The organism is Streptomyces sp. NBC_01283, assembly GCF_041435335.1.
GTDB lineage: Bacteria > Actinomycetota > Actinomycetes > Streptomycetales > Streptomycetaceae > Streptomyces.
On record NZ_CP108430.1, the window covers coordinates 2,684,960 to 2,705,630 of the forward strand.

15 protein-coding genes are annotated in these 20,671 nt (G+C 69.4%); 4 read left to right on the forward strand and 11 right to left on the reverse strand.

The annotated features are described in order from the left end of the window. Nucleotides 1–117: 117 nt before the first annotated feature. From OG302_RS12100 to OG302_RS12115, 4 genes are all read right to left on the reverse strand, one after another. Complete coding sequence (locus OG302_RS12100; RefSeq protein WP_371526804.1) at nucleotides 118–1,026, reverse strand: ADP-ribosylglycohydrolase family protein; 909 nt, start codon at nucleotides 1,024–1,026, stop codon at nucleotides 118–120. 12 nt (nucleotides 1,027–1,038) lie between these two features. After that, nucleotides 1,039–1,698, reverse strand: coding sequence for a histidine phosphatase family protein (locus OG302_RS12105; RefSeq protein ID WP_371526805.1), 660 nt, complete (start codon nucleotides 1,696–1,698; stop codon nucleotides 1,039–1,041). Nucleotides 1,699–1,873: 175 nt separating this feature from the next. Next, entirely contained in the window at nucleotides 1,874–2,479 is a 606-nt protein-coding gene (locus OG302_RS12110; RefSeq protein WP_371526806.1) for a YdbC family protein, read from the reverse strand. A gap of 33 nt (nucleotides 2,480–2,512) precedes the next feature. Beyond that, complete coding sequence (locus OG302_RS12115) at nucleotides 2,513–3,346, reverse strand: arylamine N-acetyltransferase (RefSeq protein ID WP_371526807.1); 834 nt, start codon at nucleotides 3,344–3,346, stop codon at nucleotides 2,513–2,515. Nucleotides 3,347–3,494: 148 nt separating this feature from the next. Between OG302_RS12115 and OG302_RS12120 the strand changes: the two genes are divergently transcribed. Next, the gene (locus OG302_RS12120) at nucleotides 3,495–4,022 is read left to right on the forward strand and encodes a TerD family protein (RefSeq protein ID WP_371526808.1); all 528 of its coding nucleotides are present in this window, start codon (nucleotides 3,495–3,497) and stop codon (nucleotides 4,020–4,022) included. A 66-nt stretch (nucleotides 4,023–4,088) separates the two neighbouring features. Here OG302_RS12120 and OG302_RS12125 read toward each other — a convergent pair whose 3' ends face one another. Together OG302_RS12125 and nrdR are read right to left on the reverse strand one after the other, a co-directional pair. Continuing rightward, entirely contained in the window at nucleotides 4,089–6,986 is a 2,898-nt protein-coding gene (locus OG302_RS12125; protein ID WP_371526809.1) for a vitamin B12-dependent ribonucleotide reductase, read from the reverse strand. Between the two features lie 137 nt (nucleotides 6,987–7,123). After that, complete coding sequence (nrdR, locus tag OG302_RS12130) at nucleotides 7,124–7,678, reverse strand: transcriptional regulator NrdR (RefSeq protein WP_371526810.1); 555 nt, start codon at nucleotides 7,676–7,678, stop codon at nucleotides 7,124–7,126. 494 nt (nucleotides 7,679–8,172) lie between these two features. On the opposite strand from nrdR, the gene lexA reads away from it, so the two are divergent. Beyond that, a complete protein-coding gene (gene lexA, locus OG302_RS12135; protein ID WP_367045483.1) occupies nucleotides 8,173–8,952 on the forward strand; it encodes a transcriptional repressor LexA in 780 nt (259 codons plus the stop codon). Nucleotides 8,953–9,064: 112 nt separating this feature from the next. Here lexA and OG302_RS12140 read toward each other — a convergent pair whose 3' ends face one another. The 5 genes from OG302_RS12140 to OG302_RS12160 form a co-directional block, all read right to left on the reverse strand. Next, nucleotides 9,065–11,107 carry an ATP-dependent DNA helicase gene (locus OG302_RS12140; protein ID WP_371526811.1) on the reverse strand — a complete coding sequence of 681 codons (2,043 nt, stop codon included), beginning with the start codon at nucleotides 11,105–11,107 and terminating at the stop codon, nucleotides 9,065–9,067. A 40-nt stretch (nucleotides 11,108–11,147) separates the two neighbouring features. After that, nucleotides 11,148–13,100 carry an IucA/IucC family siderophore biosynthesis protein gene (locus OG302_RS12145; RefSeq protein ID WP_371526812.1) on the reverse strand — a complete coding sequence of 651 codons (1,953 nt, stop codon included), beginning with the start codon at nucleotides 13,098–13,100 and terminating at the stop codon, nucleotides 11,148–11,150. A gap of 58 nt (nucleotides 13,101–13,158) precedes the next feature. Then, complete coding sequence (locus OG302_RS12150) at nucleotides 13,159–14,010, reverse strand: GNAT family N-acetyltransferase (protein WP_371526813.1); 852 nt, start codon at nucleotides 14,008–14,010, stop codon at nucleotides 13,159–13,161. 36 nt (nucleotides 14,011–14,046) lie between these two features. Then, nucleotides 14,047–16,044: an IucA/IucC family siderophore biosynthesis protein gene (locus OG302_RS12155; protein ID WP_371526814.1), complete on the reverse strand. Its 1,998-nt coding sequence runs from the start codon at nucleotides 16,042–16,044 to the stop codon at nucleotides 14,047–14,049. 103 nt (nucleotides 16,045–16,147) lie between these two features. Next, nucleotides 16,148–17,569 (reverse strand): diaminobutyrate--2-oxoglutarate transaminase family protein, encoded by a 1,422-nt coding sequence (locus tag OG302_RS12160; protein ID WP_371526815.1) that lies wholly within the window; start codon nucleotides 17,567–17,569, stop codon nucleotides 16,148–16,150. A gap of 327 nt (nucleotides 17,570–17,896) precedes the next feature. Here OG302_RS12160 and OG302_RS12165 point away from each other — a divergent pair, with 327 nt between their 5' ends. Both OG302_RS12165 and OG302_RS12170 read left to right on the forward strand, forming a co-directional pair. Next, nucleotides 17,897–19,132 carry a serine protease gene (locus OG302_RS12165; RefSeq protein ID WP_371526816.1) on the forward strand — a complete coding sequence of 412 codons (1,236 nt, stop codon included), beginning with the start codon at nucleotides 17,897–17,899 and terminating at the stop codon, nucleotides 19,130–19,132. Between the two features lie 207 nt (nucleotides 19,133–19,339). After that, entirely contained in the window at nucleotides 19,340–20,566 is a 1,227-nt protein-coding gene (locus OG302_RS12170) for a serine protease (RefSeq protein WP_371526817.1), read from the forward strand. The last annotated feature ends 105 nt before the right edge of the window (nucleotides 20,567–20,671 follow it).

Consider the following 20,671-nt stretch of genomic DNA (forward strand, 5'->3'; position numbering starts at 1 on the left):
CGCGGCCTGCCGGAAAGAGTAGCCGCGAGGCCGCCGACAGCCCTGCCATCGCCCACGCTGTGGCATGACCGTGACAGTCACACATGACCGCGACAGTCACACACCGGAATCCCGAAGTCAGCCCACCGTGACCGGCACCCAGCCGGGCAGATCCTCGGTCTGCTCCAGCCACGCGCCGGAGGGCGCCCCGCCCTCGCCGGAAGCAACCACTCCGCCCACGATGGCGCAGGTCGTGTCCATGTCGCCGCCCACCTGGGCGGTGGACCAGATGGCCCGCTCATAGTCGCCCAGGCCACGAGCGGCCGACCACAGCGCGAACGGCACCGTGTCATGAGCCGTCGTGCGGCGCCCGCATCCGAGGACCGCCGCGACCGTCGCCGCGTCCCCGTAGTCGAGCATGTCCCGGGCGCGCCGGAGCCCCGCTCCCACGGCACTGCGGGGCACGAGGTCGATGACGCCGTCGAGCAGCGCCTTCGGTGCGGGCGGCCCGGCGGGGTCGGCCGCCAGCGCCGCGGCGGCGGCCACCGCCATGGCTCCCACGACCGCCTCACGGTGCTGGTGCGTGGGGTAGGCGGAGATCTCCGCCTGGTGCGTCGCCTGCTCCGGATCGTCCGCGTACCAGGCGCCGAGCGGCGCGATCCGCATGGCCGCCCCGTTGCCCCAGGAGCCCTGCCCCTTGAACAGCGCGGAGGCCAGCTCCCGCCAGTCCCCGCCCTCACGGACCTGCCTGAGCAGCCGGTTCACGGCCGGGCCGTAGCCGCGGTCGAAGTCATGGTGCTCGGCGAACGACAGTGCGAGCGCGTCTTGGTCGATCCGGTCGTGGCGGACCAGGACCGCGAACACGGAGCAGGCCATCTCGGTGTCGTCGGTCCACTGCCAGGGGCCTGGGGGCGCTTCCCCGCGCTTGAGCAGCGGGTAGTTCGCGGGCACGAAGAACTGAGAGCCCAGTGCGTCCCCCACCGCCAGTCCACGCAGGCTGGCCAGAGCGCGGGCCAGGCGCCGGTCGGGAGAGGAGTCAGCGGTCATCGCTCTGCCACTCTATCCGGTGACGCCGTACGGCTCGGGTTCGCGCCAGCGTTCGAACGGCCGGTCCAGTGTGTACTTGCCGTCGTCGCCGAGCACCAGCGTCCGCATCTCGCCGTTCCCGGGGTTGGACAGCGACTCGAACTCCGCCACCGACCAGTGGAACCAGCGCATGCAGAACAGCCGCATGGTCAGGCCGTGGGTGACGAGGAGGACGTTCGGCGGATGATCCGGCGCCTCGAAGCTCCGGTACAGGCTCTCCAGGAACGCGCCCACCCTGTCGTACACGTCGGCTCCCGACTCGCCCTGGGCGAAGCGGTAGAAGAAGTGCCCGTACGCGTCGCGGTACGCCTTCTGCAGTCTGACGTCGTCCCTGTCCTGCCAGTTTCCCCAGTCCTGCTCCCGCAGCCGCGGCTCCTCGCGGATCCGCACCAGCTCGGGGTCGAGCCGCAGGGCCCGGAATGTCTCATGGGTGCGCCGGTAGGGCGAGACGTACACACTCACCCGCTCCTGGCCGACGGCCTCCCGTAGCTGCTCACCCGTCTCGTCCGCCTGCCGCCACCCCTTCTCGGTGAGCGCCAGCGCGTGGTCGGGTTCGCGTTCGTACACGGTGTCGTCGGCGTTTCCGGCCGACTCGCCGTGCCGGACAAGGAAGATGCGCTGCGGACGTGCCATACGGAAACCCTAGATCGGGCCCTCCCCGGGAGCTCAACCGGTCGGCCGTCCGGGCTCCATCCGGCGTAGGCGGACGCCGCCACCGACGGCGCCGTCACCACAGCGGGACAGCGGCGGGCCCGCCCGGCAGCAGGTCATACGCCAGGTCGCCGCAGCACGTCACCCGCGCGCGACGTCACACCGTCCACGACGGCTCCAGTTCCACGATGTCACCGGCCAGGGCCGCGACGTCCGCCTCCGTCTGGGCCCGCAGCGAGAGACGCTCCACCCGTTCCCTGCGGTACTTCCCGTGCTCGGCGGCCGACTGCCACATCGAGAGGACGAGGAACTCGTGCCCGGGTGCTTCACCGAAGAGCCCGCGCACCATCCCCGGGGAGCCCGCCATCGCCGGGTTCCAGACCTTCTCCTGCATGAGCGCGAAGTGCTCCACCCGTGCCTCGTGGACCCGGCAGTGCGCCACCCGGACCACGTCGGCGTCGGCGAAGCGCGGCTCGAAGCCCGTCTTCACGTCGAATCGGTGGTCGAAGAGCTTGATCTGGATGTCCTTGAAGGTGCCTGACTGCGTGGCGGCGAGCCGGTCGTGGGACCGCGCCATGAAGGAGTCGTAGAAGGCCCGGCTCTCCCAGAAGCCGAAAACGTGCGCCACGCCCGGCCGCTCCCGACTCCACCCCCCGCCCTGTCCCCGGAACCCCGGCTCCCCCAGAAGCCCCGCCCACTTCCGCTGCCCCCGCTCGAACCCCCGTCGGTCCACCACGGTGCAGCGAATCCACTTGACCAGCACCGCGCCATCGTACGGCGCCGAGCGTGGCCCGGGTCACGCTCCGGCGTAGTGCGCCCGGATCAGCTCGGCGCGATCCTCGGCGCTCAGTTCAATACCGAACTCACGGTCGAGAACATCCCCCAACTCCCGGGCGGATACGTCACGTTCGTCCGATGTGCCGTCCGGTCGCGTCACCGTCAAACGTTCACCTACCAAAGTGCGGCGCACATTCGGAGCGGCCCTCTGGATCACCGGGCGGCGGATGAACGACGACATGGGGTGGGTCGATGTGTAGTGGTTCATCACTACGTAGTCGACGGGAAGCCGTTCTTCCAGCGTGTATTCGTAGAGGTCGAACCAGCCGCCCGCGTGCTCGGTACGCAACACCCGCGCGCCGTTCGCCTCCTGGACGATCCGGAACCGCCACTCTCCTTGTCGCACGTCCTGCCGGACATCGCCCTCGTCCCCCATGGGGACCGGTTCGAGCAGTCCCAGGCCGCCGAAACCGACATCACAGTGCCACTGCTGTCCGTCCGCCTCGACCTTCAGGAGCATGTGCGTCACCGCGCGGCGCGACGAGGCACCCGCCCGGACGCGCGCACCGAGCCCCGTGACGGCGAAGCCGATCCGCTCCAGGACCGCGGCGAACAGGAGGTTCTGCTCGTAGCAGTAGCCGCCTCTGCGCCGCCGCACCAGCTTGTCCTGCAGCGCCACCAGATCCAGCGGCACGGGCCGGCCGACCATCATCTCCAGATTCTCGAAAGGGATCGACGCCACATGCGCGCGATGGAGCGCCCGGAGGGTGTCGAAGTCAGGCTTCATGTCCCCCTTGTGGCCGACTCTGGCCACATAGGCCTCGATGTCCGCTTCTTCCCCGTTCCATGTCATGGAGGCAATGATCCACACGACCGCGCCCGCATGCCAACAGCCTTTCCCACCGGCGAAATTCAGCGATGTCAGTCATGCGTCGTAGCGTGTCTGTTGGACATGCCTAGAGCATCGGCGCTAGCGGGGACTACGAGGAGGGGGATCTCTGGTGAGCAGTGTCAGCAAGGGAATTGAGAAGGTCGAGGTGGGGCTCAAGTGGGATCCGAGCCCTGTCGGCTCGCGGCCGCACGATCTCGACATCATCGCCGGTACGTATACGGCGGAGGCTCCGCACGGCAGCCCCGTATACCTGGTGCACTTCGGCAGCCGCTCCCCCGACGGGACGATCACTCTCAACAGGGACAGCAAGACGGGACAGGGCTTCGGTTTCGACGAGGTCATGACCCTGGAGCTCGGCCGGCTGGCGGCCACGTACGCGCGCGTGGTGGTCGGCGTGGCCATACAGCCCCACGAGGGGGAGAAGGTCTTCGGCGACATCCCGAGCACCTCCGTCCGTATCCGTCACGGGTACACGGACCTCTCCCTGACCGACCTCTCCGGAGTCTCCGGGTCCACGGCGGCCACCGTCGCCGAGTTCACCCGGGACGAGTCGGGCGCGTGGTCCTTCCGGGAGATCATCCGCGGTTTCGACGCGGACCCGACGTCCTTCGCCGCGCTGATGGGCGGAGAGTTCTGAGAACGCGGTGAGGGGTCGGCGGAGCCGACCGGCTCCGCCAACCCCTCACTCGGCTAGATCAGCCGGTCAGCTGCACCCGCTGGTCGAGCCGCAGCCCTCGCAGATGTAGCAGGAGCCTGCCCGCTGCATCTTCGTCCCGCAGGAGAAGCACAACGGCGCGTCGGCCTGGATACCGAGCTGCATCTCGACGAGCTCGGCGCTGGTGTGCGCCTGCTGCGGAGCGGGCTTCTCGGCCTCGGCCTTCGGCGTGGCGACCGCCTTCAGGACCTCGGGCTGCCGGGGAGCGGACTGTGCCAGACCCTCGACGTCGACGTCCGATTCGTCCATGGACGGCTCGTACGAACCCGTCTCCAGGTGACGCTGACGCTCCTCGGCCGAGTGGATGCCGAGCGCGGAGCGCGTCTCGAAGGGCAGGAAGTCCAGCGCCAGGCGACGGAAGATGTAGTCGACGATCGACTGCGCCATCCGCACGTCCGGGTCGTCCGTCATGCCGGCCGGCTCGAAGCGCATGTTCGTGAACTTCGAGACGTACGTCTCCAGCGGAACGCCGTACTGCAGGCCCACGGAGACCGCGATCGAGAAGGCGTCCATCATGCCGGCGAGGGTCGAGCCCTGCTTGGACATCTTCAGGAAGACCTCGCCGAGACCGTCGTCCGGGTAGGAGTTGGCGGTCATGTAGCCCTCGGCGCCACCCACGGTGAAGGAGGTGGTGATCCCCGGGCGGCCCTTGGGAAGGCGCTTGCGGACGGGGCGGTACTCGACCACCTTCTCGACCGCGGCACGGATCGTGTCCTCGGTCTTAGCGGTGACCTCGGCCTTCTCCTGCTCCTTCTTCTTGGCGGAGAGGGGCTGGCCGACCTTGCAGTTGTCGCGGTAGATGGCGAGCGCCTTGACGCCCATCTTCCACGCCTCGTAGTAGACCTCTTCGACGTCCTCGACGGTGGCCGTCTCGGGGAGGTTGACCGTCTTGGAGAGCGCGCCGGAGATCCACGGCTGGATGGCCGCCATCATCCGGACGTGGCCCATCGCGGAGATGGAACGCTCGCCCATCGCGCAGTCGAAGACCTCGTAGTGCTCGGGCTTCAGACCGGGGGCGTCGATCACATTGCCGTGGTCGGCGATGTGGGCGACGATCGCCTCGATCTGCTCCTCCTGGTAGCCCAGGCGACGCAGGGCCTGCGGCACGGTGCCGTTGACGATCTGCATCGAGCCGCCGCCGACGAGCTTCTTGAACTTGACCAGGGCGAGGTCGGGCTCCAGGCCCGTGGTGTCGCAGGACATCGCCAGACCGATGGTGCCGGTCGGGGCGATGACGGACGCCTGGGAGTTACGGAAACCGTTCTTCTCGCCGAGGCGGAGCACGTCCTGCCAGGCCTCCGTGGCGGCGGCCCAGATCGGGGTGTCCAGGTCGTCGACGCGGGGGGCCGTGGCGTTGGCGTCGGAGTGCTGCTTCATGACGCGCTTGTGCGGCGTGGCGTTCTTGGCGTAGCCGTCGTAGGGACCGACGACCGCGGCGAGCTCGGCCGAGCGCTTGTACGACGTACCCGTCATCAGCGAGGTGATGGCGCCGGCCAGGGAGCGGCCGCCGTCGGAGTCGTACGCGTGACCGGTGGCCATCAGCAGGGCGCCGAGGTTGGCGTAGCCGATGCCCAGCTGGCGGAAGGCGCGGGTGTTCTCGCCGATCTTCTGCGTCGGGAAGTCCGCGAAGCAGATCGAGATGTCCATCGCGGTGATGACCAGCTCGACGACCTTCGAGAAGCGCTCGGCGTCGAAGGACTGGGTGCCCAGGCCGTCGTCCTTGAGGAACTTCATCAGGTTCAGCGAGGCGAGGTTGCAGGACGTGTTGTCCAGGTGCATGTACTCGCTGCACGGGTTCGAGCCGTTGATCCGGCCGGACTCCGGGCAGGTGTGCCAGGCGTTGATGGTGTCGTCGTACTGGATGCCGGGGTCGGCGCAGGCCCACGCGGCCTCGGCCATCTTGCGGAAGAGCGACTTGGCGTCGACCTCCTCGATGACGTCGCCCGTCATGCGGGACGTCAGGCCGAACTTGCCGCCCTCCTCGACCGCCTTCATGAACGTGTCGTTCACGCGGACCGAGTTGTTGGCGTTCTGGTACTGGACGGACGTGATGTCGTCGCCGCCCAGGTCCATGTCGAAGCCCGCGTCACGCAGGGCGCGGATCTTCTCCTCTTCCTTCACCTTGGTCTCGATGAAGCCCTCGATGTCGGGGTGGTCGACGTCGAGGATGACCATCTTGGCCGCGCGGCGCGTGGCGCCACCCGACTTGATCGTTCCTGCGGACGCGTCGGCACCTCGCATGAAGGAGACCGGTCCCGAGGCGTTGCCGCCGGAGGACAGCAGTTCCTTGGAGGAACGGATGCGGGAGAGGTTCAGGCCGGCGCCGGAGCCGCCCTTGAAGATCATCCCCTCTTCCTTGTACCAGTCGAGGATCGAGTCCATGGAGTCGTCGACAGCCAGGATGAAGCAGGCGGAGACCTGCTGCGGCTGGGGCGTGCCCACGTTGAACCAGACCGGCGAGTTGAAGCTGAAGATCTGGTGCAGGAGGGCGTACGCCAGCTCGTGCTCGAAGATCTCGGCGTCGGCGGGCGAAGCGAAGTAGCTGTAGTCCTCGCCGGCCTTCCGGTACGTCTTCACGATGCGGTCGATCAGCTGCTTGAGGCCGGTCTCGCGCTGCGGGGTGCCAACGGCCCCGCGGAAGTACTTGCTGGTGACGATGTTGACCGCGTTCACCGACCAGAAGTCGGGGAACTCGACGCCACGCTGCTCGAAGTTGACCGAGCCGTCGCGCCAGTTGGTCATGACGACGTCTCGGCGCTCCCAGACCACCTCGTCGTACGGATGCACGCCGGGCGTCGTATGGATGCGCTCGATACGCAGACCCTTGCTGGCCTTGGATCCCTTGGCGCGGGAACCTCGTGCCGGGCCGCTCGTCGTCTCGGTCATGCCGCCTCCCTGTATCAGGCTAAAACGCCCTGAAGTGCCACGATGTTCCCGTGACACGGTGTTGTCTGGTGCCGCGAAGCCCACGAAGGCGCCCCGCAAGCAGGTCTGTGTGTGTCGCCGTCGGCCGCTGGGGCCGGTCAGTCGGCGGCAGTGGCGGGCACCGGGACTTCGACAGTCCCTCCGGGCCCGCAGTCGTTCACGCCGGGCTCCCCGCCGGCGCCCTGCGGCTCTTCGTCGAGCCGCTTTTCCCGCTGGTCCCTCAGCTCCCCGACGGCAGCCTCGAAGTCGTCGAGCGAGTCGAACGCCCGATACACGGAGGCGAAGCGCAGGTAGGCCACGAGGTCCAGCTCCTGCAGCGGACCGAGTATGGCCAGACCCACGTCGTGCGTGGTCAGTTCGGCACTCCCGGTGGCCCGCACCGCCTCTTCGACCCGCTGGCCGAGCTGGGCGAGGGCGTCCTCGGTGACCGGCCGCCCCTGGCACGCCTTCCGTACGCCGTTGATCACCTTCGTACGGCTGAACGGTTCGGTCACGCCGCTGCGCTTGACCACCATCAGCGAACACGTCTCCACGGTCGTGAAACGACGGGAGCAGTCGGGACACTGACGGCGCCTGCGGATCGAGGTGCCGTCGTCGGTGGTGCGGCTGTCGACCACGCGACTGTCGGGGTGCCTGCAGAAGGGGCAGTGCATGAAACTCCCAACCCTCCTTCACGACACGACTCATAGGCCTCAACAGGCCCATGGGGCCCTCGAAGCAGCCCCAAGCATAGGCGATGCCCGAGGCCTGGAAAGACCCGGGACCACAACTTCTGGGCTGCGGCTGCAATCCAACCACTAGATCTGGGGTTTGGCCGTAAATCCGGCCCCATCGCGTGTCGCGTACCCACGGCCCGCCGGGAACGGCACGAGCTCACCTCGCGCGCCGCACGAGAAGGGGGCGGTGCCGGGTTGACCGGGCGACGAGTGGCAGTATGGGAGCCCCACCGAGGGGGCCACGACCCTGGCGGTGAAGCGTACCGTAATGAACCGAAATGCCAGTCGGCTCGAACGTTAGCCATACACCCAGACGCATGATCGCGGCAGGCATTCTGCGATTTTTCACTCGAACGTGTGTTTGGCGCAACCTTTCGAAAGCAACTACCGTTGGCTAACTAGGGAGACAATCTCGAGAGGGGCCGACCGACGTGACCACCACCGCAGACAGTGCCACCATCACTGCCCAGGACCGCCAGAGCCGACTCGAGCCGGTGCATGCCATGAATGACGCCACGAACCCGGAGGGCCCCAAGCCCACACGCTCCCTGCCGGGTCGACCTCCGGGCATCCGCGCCGACAGTTCGGGCCTCACCGACCGACAGCGCCGTGTCATCGAGGTCATCAGGGACTCGGTGCAGCGGCGGGGGTACCCGCCGTCCATGCGGGAGATCGGGCAGGCGGTAGGCCTCTCCAGCACCTCATCGGTCGCTCACCAGCTGATGGCCCTGGAGCGCAAGGGCTTCCTGCGCCGCGACCCGCACCGCCCGCGTGCGTACGAGGTGCGGGGCTCGGACCAGCCCAGCAGCCAGCCCACGGACACCGCGGGCAAGCCCGCCGCTTCGTATGTCCCGCTGGTCGGCCGCATCGCAGCCGGTGGCCCGATCCTCGCCGAGGAGTCGGTGGAGGACGTCTTCCCGCTCCCCCGGCAGCTCGTCGGCGACGGTGAGCTGTTCGTCCTCAAGGTCGTCGGCGACTCGATGATCGAGGCCGCGATTTGCGACGGCGACTGGGTGACGGTGCGCCGCCAGCCGGTCGCCGAGAACGGCGACATCGTCGCCGCCATGCTCGACGGCGAAGCGACGGTGAAGCGGTTCAAGCGCGAGGACGGACACGTGTGGCTGCTGCCTCACAACTCCGCGTACCAGCCCATCCCCGGTGACGAGGCGACGATCCTCGGCAAGGTGGTGGCGGTGCTGCGGCGAGTGTGAGCATCCGCCCCTGACCGGGCCCCGGAACCAACTGCGCCGGTTCCGGGGCCCTGCTGCGTCTCCAGGCATCGGCTCCAGAGGCCCGGAGGGGCTTCTGGAGCCGGCCGCCTCTCTACTCCTCTGCGGCCTCGTCCTCGCCGTCCACCTGAGGATTGGCCTTGGGATCGGGCTTGGGGTTGGGCTTGGGATCCGCCCTGGCCGCCGCGTCGATCGCGGCCAGGGAGCGGCGCGCCTGATTACGGTCCGTCGTGTACCAGAAGTCGGGAAGCGAAGCCCGCAGATAGCTGCCGTAGCGCGCGGTCGCGAGCCGGGGGTCCAGGATGGCGACCACTCCACGGTCCGCCGAGGCCCGCACCAGCCGCCCCGCGCCCTGCGCCATCAAGAGCGCCGCGTGCGTCGCGGCGATCGCCATGAAGCCGTTGCCACCGGCGTCGTCCACCGCCTTCTGGCGCGCGCTCATCAGGGGGTCGTCGGGTCGCGGGAAGGGGATCTTGTCCATGACCACCAACTGGCAGCTGGCGCCGGGCACGTCGACGCCCTGCCACAACGAAAGCGTCCCGAACAGGCAGGTCCGCGAGTCCGCCGCGAAGTTCTTGATCAGCTCGCCCAGCGTCTCCTCGCCCTGCAGCAGGATGGGCATGTCAAGGCGGCCACGGAGCTCCTCGGCAGCGTTCTGAGCGGCGCGCATGGAGGAGAACAGGCCGAGCGTACGACCGCCCGCCGCCTCGATCAGCTCGGCCAGCTCCTCGATCATGTCGCTGCGCGTGCCTTCACGCCCCGGCCGGGCCAGGTGCTGGGCGACGTACAGGATCCCCTGCTTGCGGTAGTCGAAGGGCGAGCCGACGTCGAGGCCCTTCCAGACCGGAGCGTCCTCCGACGCGGTGCCCTCGGGGGCGAGCCCCAGGGAGGCCCCCACCCCGTTGAAGTCGCCGCCGAGCTTGAGGGTGGCGGAGGTGAGGACCACGGAGCGATCGCTGAAGAGCTTCTCGCGGAGCAGGCCCGACACGGACATGGGCGCCACCCGCAGCGAGGCTCCGAAGCGGTCGTGCCGTTCGTACCAGACGACGTCCCACTCGGAGCCGTTCGTGATGCGCTCCGCCACGTCGTGGATCGTCTCGACGGAGGCAAGGGCCTGTTTGCGTACGGCGTCCTCGTCCTGGACCGACTTGTCGCGGGTTGAGCCGAGGGCCGAGATGACCGTACGGGCGGCGTCACGCAGGGCCATCAGCGCGTACCCGAGGTCCTCCGGGACCTCCTCGAGGCGGCCGGGGAGCGCCAGCTCCATCACTCGCTCGAAGCCTTCGGAGGCGGTCTGGAGCTGGTCTGCCGCCTTTTCGTTGACGAGCTTGGCGGCTCGGCGCACGGCGCGGTTGACCTGGCCCGGGGTGAGCTCCCCGGTGGCGACGCCGGTCACCCGGGAGACCAGTTCGTGGGCCTCGTCCACGATCAGCACTTCGTGCTGAGGAAGGATGGGGGCGCCCTCGATGGCATCGATCGCGAGGAGCGCGTGGTTGGTGACGACGACCTCGGAGAGCTTGGCCCGCTCCCGCGCCGCCTCGGCGAAGCAGTCCGCTCCGTACGCACACTTCGACGCACCCAGGCACTCCCTGGAGGAGACGGACACCTGGGACCAGGCGCGGTCGGAGACCCCGGGTGTGAGGTCGTCCCGGTCGCCGGTCTCAGTCTCGTCCGCCCAGTCGCGCATCCGCAGCAGGTCCTGGCCGAGCCTGCTGGTGGGGGCGGCGGCCTCGAACTGATCGAAGAGGCCCGGGCCCTCCTCCTCTTCCTGCGGCACCCCTTCGTGGAGGCGATGCAGGCACAGATAGTTCGACCGGCCCTTGAGCATGGCGAACTGGGGGCGGCGGCGCAGCAGCGGATGCAGGGCATCCACCGTCCGCGGCAGATCGCGCTCCACGAGCTGACGCTGCAGCGCGAGCGTGGCCGTCGCCACCACCACGCGCTCGCCGTGCGCGAGCGCGGGCACCAGATAGCCGAGGGACTTGCCCGTGCCGGTCCCGGCCTGGATCAGCAGATGGGAACCGTCGTCGATCGCCTCGGCGACGGTCTCGGCCATCGTCACCTGGCCAGGGCGCTCTGTGCCGCCGACGGCGGTGACGGCGGCGTGCAGGAGCTCGGGAAGGGAGGGCTTTGTCATAGCGCGACCACCCTACGGGTCTCCACTGACAATCCTTCGATCACGGCTGATGCAGAGGATTCGGCACGCTCCCGTGCACGGCGGCATGCGGGCGCTCGGGGCGGTCCCGGTAGCCGTCCAGGTGAAGCCGGTTCCGGTTGAGGCACAGCCGCTCGATGCGCTCGGTGAGCAGGTCGAACATCTCGTACCGCTCCTTGAGCTGTGGGGCGCGCGCCTGATGGCGGAGGATCTCGGCGCGGACAAGAGACCAGAAGGTGTGCTCCGGGATGCCCAGCTGCTTCTCGCAGAGCGGGGCGAGATAGCGGAAGACACCCACGAAGAGCCCCGCGTGGATGAACTGCGTGAGGAAGTCGGGACGTTCGGTGAGCAGTACGTCACGGACGTCGTCCGGCATCGACGCGTGCTCGGGAAGGGCCTCGGCGCTGACGTTGATGTCGTCGACGAAGTCCTTCACCGCGAGCCGGACGGGTACGTCCTTGTCGTCGAAGACGACGATGGCGTTCTCCCCATGAGGGGAGAACACGGTGCCGTACCGGTACAGGAACTGCAGGAGCGGCGGCAGCAGGGCGCCGAAGAGGCGCCGCAGCCAGGCCTCGGGGGCCAGACCCGAGCGGTCGACCAGCTCGGCAACGAAGGCCCTGCCGTGCGCGTCGGTGTGCAACAAGGAGGCAAGCGTGCGGGCGCGCTCGTCGGGAGCGAGATACCGGGTGATCGGTTCGCGCCAGATCGCGCCGAGCAGCTCTTTGTACTGGTAAGGGGCCTCGGGAAGGCCGTCGTACAGCGGGTGCTCGACGGTCACCGACGCGACCTCGCCGAGCAGGATCACCCGGCATTCGTCACGCAGGAAGGGGTCGGCGTCGCGCAGGGCGTGCATCCACGCGGTGACGGCGGGGGCCGCCAGGGTGCGTTCGGTCGGGAGCCCGCGCCACACCAGGGTGTTGAGGACCGACAGCGGCAGCTTGACCGTGTGCCGGTCGGGACGGGACAGATTCAGGAACGTACGAATGGACTGCTGGGGCAACCGCAGATCGCCGTCGGTGGGCAGGGGCACGATCGCGCCCGCGGCGACGGAAGGGGCGAAGAGGGGCAGGATGATGTCGTCCCACTGCCACGGATGCACCGGCAAGAACAGATAGGCGTGCGGTTCGAGGCCGCGTGCCCTGAGTATGCCCGCGAAGGACTCCCTTGTGGCGGGGGTGAGTTCACGTGTGTAGAGCTTCTGTGCCGTGTCCACGCCGGCGACGCCTCGGTAGGCGGCGATGTCGGTGTGCACCGCGATCCACGGGAGCTGCGTGGTGCGGCGGGCCTCGGGCGCCCACTGGGCGGTGTCACTGGAGGAGAAACCGATGCGGCCCTTGTTGAGGACGAGCCAGGGGTGGCCGGTCTGGTGCCCTTCGAGTTCGGCGTAGCCGAGGTCGGCGAGCTGCGCCGCGGTACGGGCCGTCTGGTCGAGCCGGGCGTCGGCGGAGAGCGTGACGGTCAGCTCGCGGATGAGGTGGCCGAGGGTGGCGCCGTCGATTCCCAGGGTGCGGCGGGCCCGGGTGAGGAAGCGGAGGGGATCGCCGAAGGGGAGCGGCGGTCCCTCGCCTTCGGTCAGGGCGAGGCTGGCCGGGTCGACATGCCAACTGCCGTACGAGCCGCGGCTGGCTCGGAAGAGGAGGCGGGACGCCTTCGGTCCCGGGACTTCGCCGCGCTCGCCGTCTTCTACGCCTATGCCGACGCCATCGCCATCGGCTTGGGCTGGGGCATCGCACTCGGCGTCGGCGCCGGCGTCGACATCGGCGTCAAGGCGGAGGCTGTAAGCGTCCCCTTTCCCGTCGCCCGTCGTCGGTCCGGCGGGGACGGGCTTGATGATCTCCTCGTAGGCGAACTCGCCGACCATTTTGGCGAGGAGGCGGCGCCCGCATCTCGCCCACCTGTCCGCGGTCAGCTCGGGCGGATCGTAGAGAGCGGACGGCTCTCGGGACGTCGGGGGGACGGACGGGTTCGGCACGGGCACTCCTCCGGGAGGGAACCGGATCAGGTCGAGCGGTGTACTAAGAGTGAGCGGGTCAGAGCACTGCGCGCAGGGCCCGGTCACGGACCATGAGCGCCGCGCGCTTGTCGGGGAGATCGACTTCGGCGGCGAAGCGGAAGCCGGCGCTCAGGAATGCGGAGACGGAGGGGGTGTTGCGAAGGTCGGGTTCTGCGATGACGCGCCCGCATGAGGCGCGACGGTCGAGCACAAGGTCGGCGACGGCTCTCAGCAGAGAGGTGCCGAGCCCTCGGCCACGGTCGGCGACACCGCCGATGAGGAGGTGAAGACCGGTGTCGTGCGGGCGGGCCGGATAGTGCCGGGCCAGCGCGTCGAGGTCCGCGCGGTAGACCTCCCAGTAACTCATCGGCGTGCCGTCCAGGACACCGAGGCAGGGGACGCTGCGTCCGTCACCGTCGATCTGGGCACGCAGATGTGCCTCCGTGACGGCATCGGGGCCGGCCAGCTCCCAGAATGCCGCCACGGCGGGGTCGTTCATCCACCGGCTGATGAGGGGGAGATCACGTTCGGTACGTACGGGGACGAGTTGGAAGACACCGGCCGAGGTGGTCGCAGGGCCCCAGTCGGCGACGTTGTCGAGCAGGTCGTCGGCTGACGATGCGGCCCTACGTGCCGGGGCCTTGTCTGCCGTGCGTGCGTCGGCTCCGATGCGTCCGGCGTACGCGCCCTGCGCCACGGCCGCGTCACTCGCGCCGAACAGTGCGATGAGTTCGTCCGGGAGCCGCAGGTCCAGGGTGTCCTGGATGTCTGCCCCGTCAGCGACGGAGGGCTCGGTCACGGATTCGACGACGGAGGACTCGGTGGCGGAGGACTCGGTGGCGGGCTCGGTTCCGGCGTCGGTGCTCGCATCGGGGGGAGGCGGAGGCACGGCGTCGCTCCTCTCAAAAAGAGTGGGTCATGTTCCTCAGGGATGAAGGGGGTTGGCGATGGAGACGTAGACGGACTGGGTGTCGACCGGGCCCACGAGTTCGTCGAGACCGCGGAGACGGGTCAGCAGGTTGGCCTTGCACCGCAGCACGGGTGAGTCGAGAAGCAGCGCGGGCAGTGGAGTGCGCAGCGCAGCCGGACCGGAGACGGTGTCGCCGAGGAAGCGGCGGAACGCCGCGAGCAAAAGCTGCTCGTCGGCCAGGCGTTGGGCGCCCAGAGCTCCGATGAGACCGAGGACGTTGTTGATGCCGAGGTAGTAGGCGAAGCGCTCGTCCGCCACTTCGTCCGACACGAAGGTGTCGCTGTGCTCGCCGATGCCGGGAAGCCTTCGGCCGAGTTCGGCGCGTCGGGACTCACGGAAGTAGTAGCCCTGGTTGTCGCGGTAGCGGCCGCCCACAGGCCAGCCATCGGCGTCGAGCAGCAGGAGCGTGTTCTGCTGGTGGGCTTCCAGGGCGACACCTGCCTCGCTGTCCAGCCAGAGCACGGGGCGTACGACGTTCTCCAGGTAGCGCAGGAACCACTCCGTGGCGACGGCTCCCCGGGGGCGGCCCGTCCGTCCGGCGAGGCGGGTGACGATCTCGCCGAGCCGGGAGCGCATCGGAGCGCGGTCGTGCCCTGTGGAGTGCGGTGACGGCCTGGGCGAGACGAGTCCCGCGATGCAGGTGGCGTCGTCTCCGGGGCCGAAGGGGTTGTGCCGGATCATGACGTCGAGCCCGGTCACGGGGGCGCCGTCGGGGCCGGTCACGGCGAGCCAGGCCGGGTCGCGGATCACGTCGAAGCCCGGGTGGACCGCCTGCCACTGCTCGGCGAGGCCGCTGCGCAGCAACCGGTGGACCTCGACGCCGCGGTGGAGTTCCTTGCGGAGATTCTCACGACGGGAGTTGGTGATGCGCAGGCCGAGCGACAGCTTCAGCATGGCCGGGGCACCCGAGCGGTAGAGGGTGCGTACGGAGGAGGTCGGGTACCACGGTGCGCCGTGGGGGCCGAGGTCCTGGAGGAGGCCCGCTTCCAGGAGAGCGGCGGTGGCGGGGCGGTGCCTGAGCTCGCGCATCTGCCACGGATGCAGCGGCAGGGCGACGTGACCTTGTGGCAGCGGCAGGTCCGGACCGGCGAGGCGGGCGGTGAGCTGCTCGGCCGGGAGGGTCCGTCCGCGCTCGGTCCAGGCCGAGTCCGTGGCGAGGACGGACGGGGCGACAGCGAGCCAGTGCAGGGCGAAGGCGCCGCGCAACTCCGGTGAGTAGAGCCGGGATTCGGTGTCCGAGAGGCCCTCGCGGCTCTTCGGAGTGGGGTGCAGGGGGTGGCCGAGGAGCAGGGACTGTTCTGCGGCGAGGAAGAGGTCGGGCTCGTCGCCGGGGTTGTTCCGGCGGTCGGCGATGAAAGTGGCGGTGCGCCGCACCGAATCGGCGACGCGGCCGACGAGGTCCCCTCCCTCGACCCGATCGCCGTCGCTGTCGCCGTCGCTGCCAGGGCTGGGGATGGGGTTGGCGCCTGTGACCATGCCGGCCCACGCCTCTGCCTGCCCGTCCGGATCGGTGGCTCCGCTCCGCTGGCCGGTCTCGCGGCCCAGCAGGGCGGCGACGGTGACGGCGTCGGCCGGGGGTGCGCTCTGGGGGCCGTCTTCCAGGTACGGGAGGCCGAAGCGGTGCCAGCCGGTGGCCGACCAGTAGTACACGGGGACGAGGAGGGCGGTGCCGCTGGCTTCGAGCGGGATACGGAGTGCGCCCTGTTCGGGGGCGGGGAAGTCGTTCTCGCGTACCCAGCAGCGCAGGAGGTTCTCGATGGCGGCCACCTGCGCGGCGGTGTGCGGATCGGGGTGCTCCAGGAGATCGGCGGTCGCGCCTCGCAGTTGCCCGGACTGCCGGCCTCCCTTCTGCCGGGGGACCGTACCGGGCTCCGCCACCAGCGAGGATTGCGTGCCGCACGCGCCTGGGACGTGGGGGTGGGGTGGACCGTCGGATGCGGGGGTGGCGTTCAAGAGGGCTTCCTTGTGAAGTCGTTCGGGCTCCGGGGCGACGGGCTGGAGCTGTGCTGATGTCTCGTGGCCGTCCGTGAGGTGGAACGGCCCGGGTCCGGTGTGGCTATCCGTGGTGCGGACGCGCCGCCGCGGAGATCGCGTCGGAGAGGCGGTCGAGGATTGCGGCCGCCTGCTCGTCCGTGATGGTGAGAGGAGGAAGGAGGCGTACGACGCTGGAGTGCCGTCCACCCAGCTCGACGATGAGGCCGCGGCGCAGGCATTCGCGTTGCACCGCTGCGGCGATTTCGGGCGCCGGGGACGGCGGCCGCGGGGAGCGCGACAGGAGTCCGGCGGTGGCACTCGGGGTGCCGTTGCCGCCCGAAGTGCCTGTGCCGTCCGGCGCGGCCGGGTCCACGAGTTCGACGCCGATCATCAGGCCCCTGCCGCGGACATCGCCGATGCAGGGGTGTTCGGAGGCCAGGGAGCGCAGTTGGGCGAGCATGCGGGTGCCCAGAACTCCCGCGCGTTCCGCGAGGCCGTTCTCACGGACGTACGCGAGGGTGGCCGCGCCCGCAGCCATGGCGAGCTGATTGCCGCGGAAGGTGCCCGCGTGGGCGCCGGGCTGCCAGACGTCGAGGTCGTCGCGGTAGATCACGACCGCCAGGGGCAGGCTGCCACCGATGGCCTTGGAGAGCACCATCACGTCCGGGACCACGCCGCTGTGCTCGACGGCCCAGAAGGCACCGGTGCGCCCGACGCCGGTCTGGACCTCGTCCGCGATGAGCGGGATCGAGCGTGCGGCGGTGAGCTCGCGCATCCGGCGCAGCCAGTCGTCGGGGGCGGGGATCACGCCGCCCTCGCCCTGCACGGGTTCGAGGATCATCCCGGCCGGCTGGGGCACACCCGACTTGGCGTCGTCGAGGAGGTTCTCGGTCCAGCGGGCCGCGAGTTCCGCGCCGTCCGCACCACCGATGCCGAACGGGCAGCGGTAGTCCTGCGGGTAGGGCAGGCGCGCGACGCGTACGTCCGGTGCGCCGCCGGATGCTTCGAGCGCCCCTGCCGTCATCCCGTGGTAGGCGCCGGTGAACGCGAGCATGCCCTCGCGCCCGGTCGCCGTCCGCACGAGTTTGAGCGCGGCTTCCACCGCGTCCGTGCCGGCTGGGCCGCAGAACTGGATCCGCGCGCGGTCGGCGAGGCCATGGGGCAGCGTGTGGAACAGCTCGGTGGTGAAGGCGTCCTTGACCGGTGTGGCCAGGTCGAGGACGTGCAGCGGAGCCCCCGAGTCGAGGACCTTTCGGATCGCCTCGAGCACGACCGGATGGTTGTGCCCGAGGGCGAGGGTCCCCGCACCCGAGAGGCAGTCGAGATAGCGCTGCCCGTCGGCGCCCTCGATCGTCAGACCGCGCGCCCGTACCGGCACGATCGGCAGGGCGCGCGCATAGGTGCGCGCCGCCGACTCACGCGCCGACTGGCGTCGCAGGATTCCCTCATGTGCTGCGGAGTGCCCCGCGGTAACCGCCGCGGGCGCCGGCTCGGTCACGGCCACGACTGTTGGTCCTCCCGCTGGGAATGGGCGCTTCCCACTCGATCTGGGCTGGTGCGCCGACGAGTTGGCAGAGGAGATGAACGCAGGCCGCCAGTCCCCCGTACGTACCAACGACGGGGGCTGCGGGGGAACACGGGTAATCGGAAGATCCTTGCCGTGACGGAACCGTTGCCGTTCCGTCGGTAGTCCCCTACGGCACCGGCATAGTGTGGGGTGCCGTTCATCCGCAACAGGGTGTGCAGCGCCACCAAAGTCGGTGCTCAACGCACCGTGCGGCGCACGATGTCCGGCATGTGCACGTTGTCGAAGCCCAGGGGGATTCTCTCTATGCGACCCATACGCCCGCTCAAGACCGCTCGTCGTGGGAGGAGCGCGCGCGGCAGAACCTCCCCCGTGGCGGCCGCTGTCGCCATCGGCGCGGCGCTCGTTCTGACCGCGACCGCCTGCGGCCCGAGCGAGGACAACGCGGGCGACGATCCGTCCGCCTCCCAGCCCGCCGACGACGGCAACGACGGCGACAAGGTCAGGCTTCCGCAGGACCTCCAGGACCGGCTCAAGGAGCACGGCATCGACCTGGACAAGTGGAAGGACGGGGCCTGGAAGAACTGGGACAAGGACGACTGGCTCCGCGAAGCCGGTGACTACGTCAACCCGATCATCGACGGTCTGTGGGACTCGGACCGCATGCGGGACGCGGACAAGAACCCCGACCGCGGCGTCGACGACAACGACATCTCCGGTGACCAGGGCGTGACCGACCCGACGCCCGAGCCGGTGGAGGCGGCGGCCCTGAAGACGCCGTACGACGCCAGCGCTCCCGCCTCGGGCAAGCTGTTCTTCGACGCTCCCGAGGGCTCGATGGTCTGCTCGGCCACCGTCGTCGAGGACCCGGCGCACCCGGGCAAGTCCAACATGGTGTGGACCGCGGGTCACTGCGTGCACGCGGGCGCCAAGGGCGGCTGGTACCGCAACATCGCCTTCGTGCCCTCGTACAACAACAGCGGCAAGTCGGCCGCCGAGCTGGAGAACGCCCCCAAGGAAGAGGTGGCTCCGCACGGCGTCTGGTGGGGTGACTGGGCACAGACCTCCGACCAGTGGATCGAGAAGGGCGGCCCGACGGGCGGCACGGGCGCGCCGTACGACTTCGCGGTCATCCACGTGACGCCCGAGAAGGGCAGCGAGGGCCAGTCGCTCGAGGAGCAGGTCGGTTCGGCTCTCCCGGTGGACTTCAACGCCCCGGCCGTGCCCCAGATCAGCGACATGACGGCGACCGGCTACCCGGCGGCTCCGCCGTTCGACGGCCAGAAGGCGTTCCAGTGCGCCGACAAGCCGGGCCGGCTCTCGATCAGCAAGCCCGACCCGACGATGTACCGCATCGGCTGCACGATGACCGGCGGTTCGTCCGGCGGCGGCTGGGTCGCCGAGGGCTCGGACGGCAAGCCCGCCCTGGTCTCCAACACCTCCATCGGCCCGGTGTCGGCCGGCTGGCTGGCCGGTCCGCGGCTCGGCAAGGAAGCCAAGGGCATCTACGGCGCGGTGAGCAAGAAGTTCGCCGACAAGTAGCCGACGCGTAGCTGACCAGCAAAGGCTGCTCGAAGTACGACGGCGGGGTCGCCGGAAACCTTCACGACCCCGCCGTCATTCGTCCCCAATCACATGGGCATAGTGGGGTGTTGCATCGGCGGGGCGCTCCCGGAGCCGCCACGCCGACACATGACAAGTACATGGCAATTGCAGCAATTACACGTTCAATTCGGGGGTTACAGCACCATGCGTTCCACTCGTGCGCCCTTCGCGCGCAGTCGCGGGCACCGTCTCGCACTCGCCGCCACCGGGCTCGCCGCAACTCTGGCACTCACCGCCACGGCCTGCGGCCCCAGCGACGACAAGGCAAGCGACAAGGCTGATTCCGGCACCGCGCAGGGCGCCGACAAGGGGTCCGACACCAGTTCCGACACCGGTTCCGATGCCAAGCTGCCCGGCGACATCGCCGACAAGCTGAAGGACCACGGCATCGATCCCGACAAGTGGAAGGACGGGGCCTGGAAGAACTGGGACAAGGACGACTGGCTCCGCGAGTCCAAGGACTTCGTCAACCCGGTCATCGAGGGCCTCTGGAAGCCCGAGCGGATGAAGAAGGCCAAGGACCCGAACAAGACGATCGCCGCGAAGGACGCCCCGGCCGACCAGGGCGCGACCGACCCCGAGCCGTCGCCGGTCCAGGCCAAGCGCGAGAAGACGCCGTACCACGAGAACGCCGCCCCGGTCGGGAAGATCTTCTTCGACTCCCCCGAGGGCTCGATGGTCTGCTCCGGCACGGTCGTGACGGACCCGCGCAACCCGGGCAAGTCCAACCTCGTGTGGACCGCGGGCCACTGCGTGCACGCCGGTGCCGCCGGTGGCTGGTACCGCAACATCACCTTCGTGCCGGCGTACAACGACCTCGGCAAGTCCGAGGCGGAGCTGAGCAACGCCGCCCCGCAGGAGGTCTCCCCCTACGGCCAGTACTGGGCCGACTGGGTCTCGACCTCCGCCGAGTGGATCGACCAGGGCGCCGCTTCGGGCGGTGCCGGTGCACCGTACGACTACGCCGTCATGCACGTGAAGCCGAAGCAGGGCGCCAAGTCGCTCGAGGAGACGGTCGGCAACGCGCTGGACGTGGACTTCTCGACGCCGTCGGCGCAGAGCGTGAGCTCGATGGGCGCCTGGGGCTACCCCGCCGCCCCGCCGTACGACGGCCAGATCATGCACAAGTGCATCGACAAGCCGGGCCGCCTCTCGCTGACCTCCGCCCAGCCGACGATGTACCGCATCGGCTGCACCATGACCGGCGGTTCGTCCGGCGGCGGCTGGTTCCGCATGGTGGGCGACAAGACCCGGCTGGTCTCGAACACCTCGATCGGCCCGGCCGAGAACACCTGGCTGGCCGGACCGCAGCTGGGCAAGGGCGCCGAGCAGGTCTACGACATGATGAGCAAGAAGTACGGCTCCCAATAGCCGTACGGCGGGCGACCGCCGCACCTCGCACATGACATGACGAAGGCCCGCCCCCTACGAGAGGGGGCGGGCCTTCGTCATATGGACCGCGTGAACCACGCCTGT

Bases quoted from the DNA above. Each gene is read 5' to 3' on its own strand.
- OG302_RS12100 (WP_371526804.1), bottom strand. From the start codon at position 1,026: ATGACCGCTGACTCCTCTCCCGACCGGCGCCTGGCCCGCGCTCTGGCC.
- OG302_RS12105 (WP_371526805.1), bottom strand. From the start codon at position 1,698: ATGGCACGTCCGCAGCGCATCTTCCTTGTCCGGCACGGCGAGTCGGCC.
- OG302_RS12115 (WP_371526807.1), bottom strand. From the start codon at position 3,346: ATGACATGGAACGGGGAAGAAGCGGACATCGAGGCCTATGTGGCCAGA.
- OG302_RS12125 (WP_371526809.1), bottom strand. From the start codon at position 6,986: ATGACCGAGACGACGAGCGGCCCGGCACGAGGTTCCCGCGCCAAGGGA.
- nrdR (WP_371526810.1), bottom strand. From the start codon at position 7,678: ATGCACTGCCCCTTCTGCAGGCACCCCGACAGTCGCGTGGTCGACAGC.
- OG302_RS12140 (WP_371526811.1), bottom strand. From the start codon at position 11,107: ATGACAAAGCCCTCCCTTCCCGAGCTCCTGCACGCCGCCGTCACCGCC.
- OG302_RS12165 (WP_371526816.1), top strand. From the start codon at position 17,897: ATGCGACCCATACGCCCGCTCAAGACCGCTCGTCGTGGGAGGAGCGCG.
- OG302_RS12170 (WP_371526817.1), top strand. From the start codon at position 19,340: ATGCGTTCCACTCGTGCGCCCTTCGCGCGCAGTCGCGGGCACCGTCTC.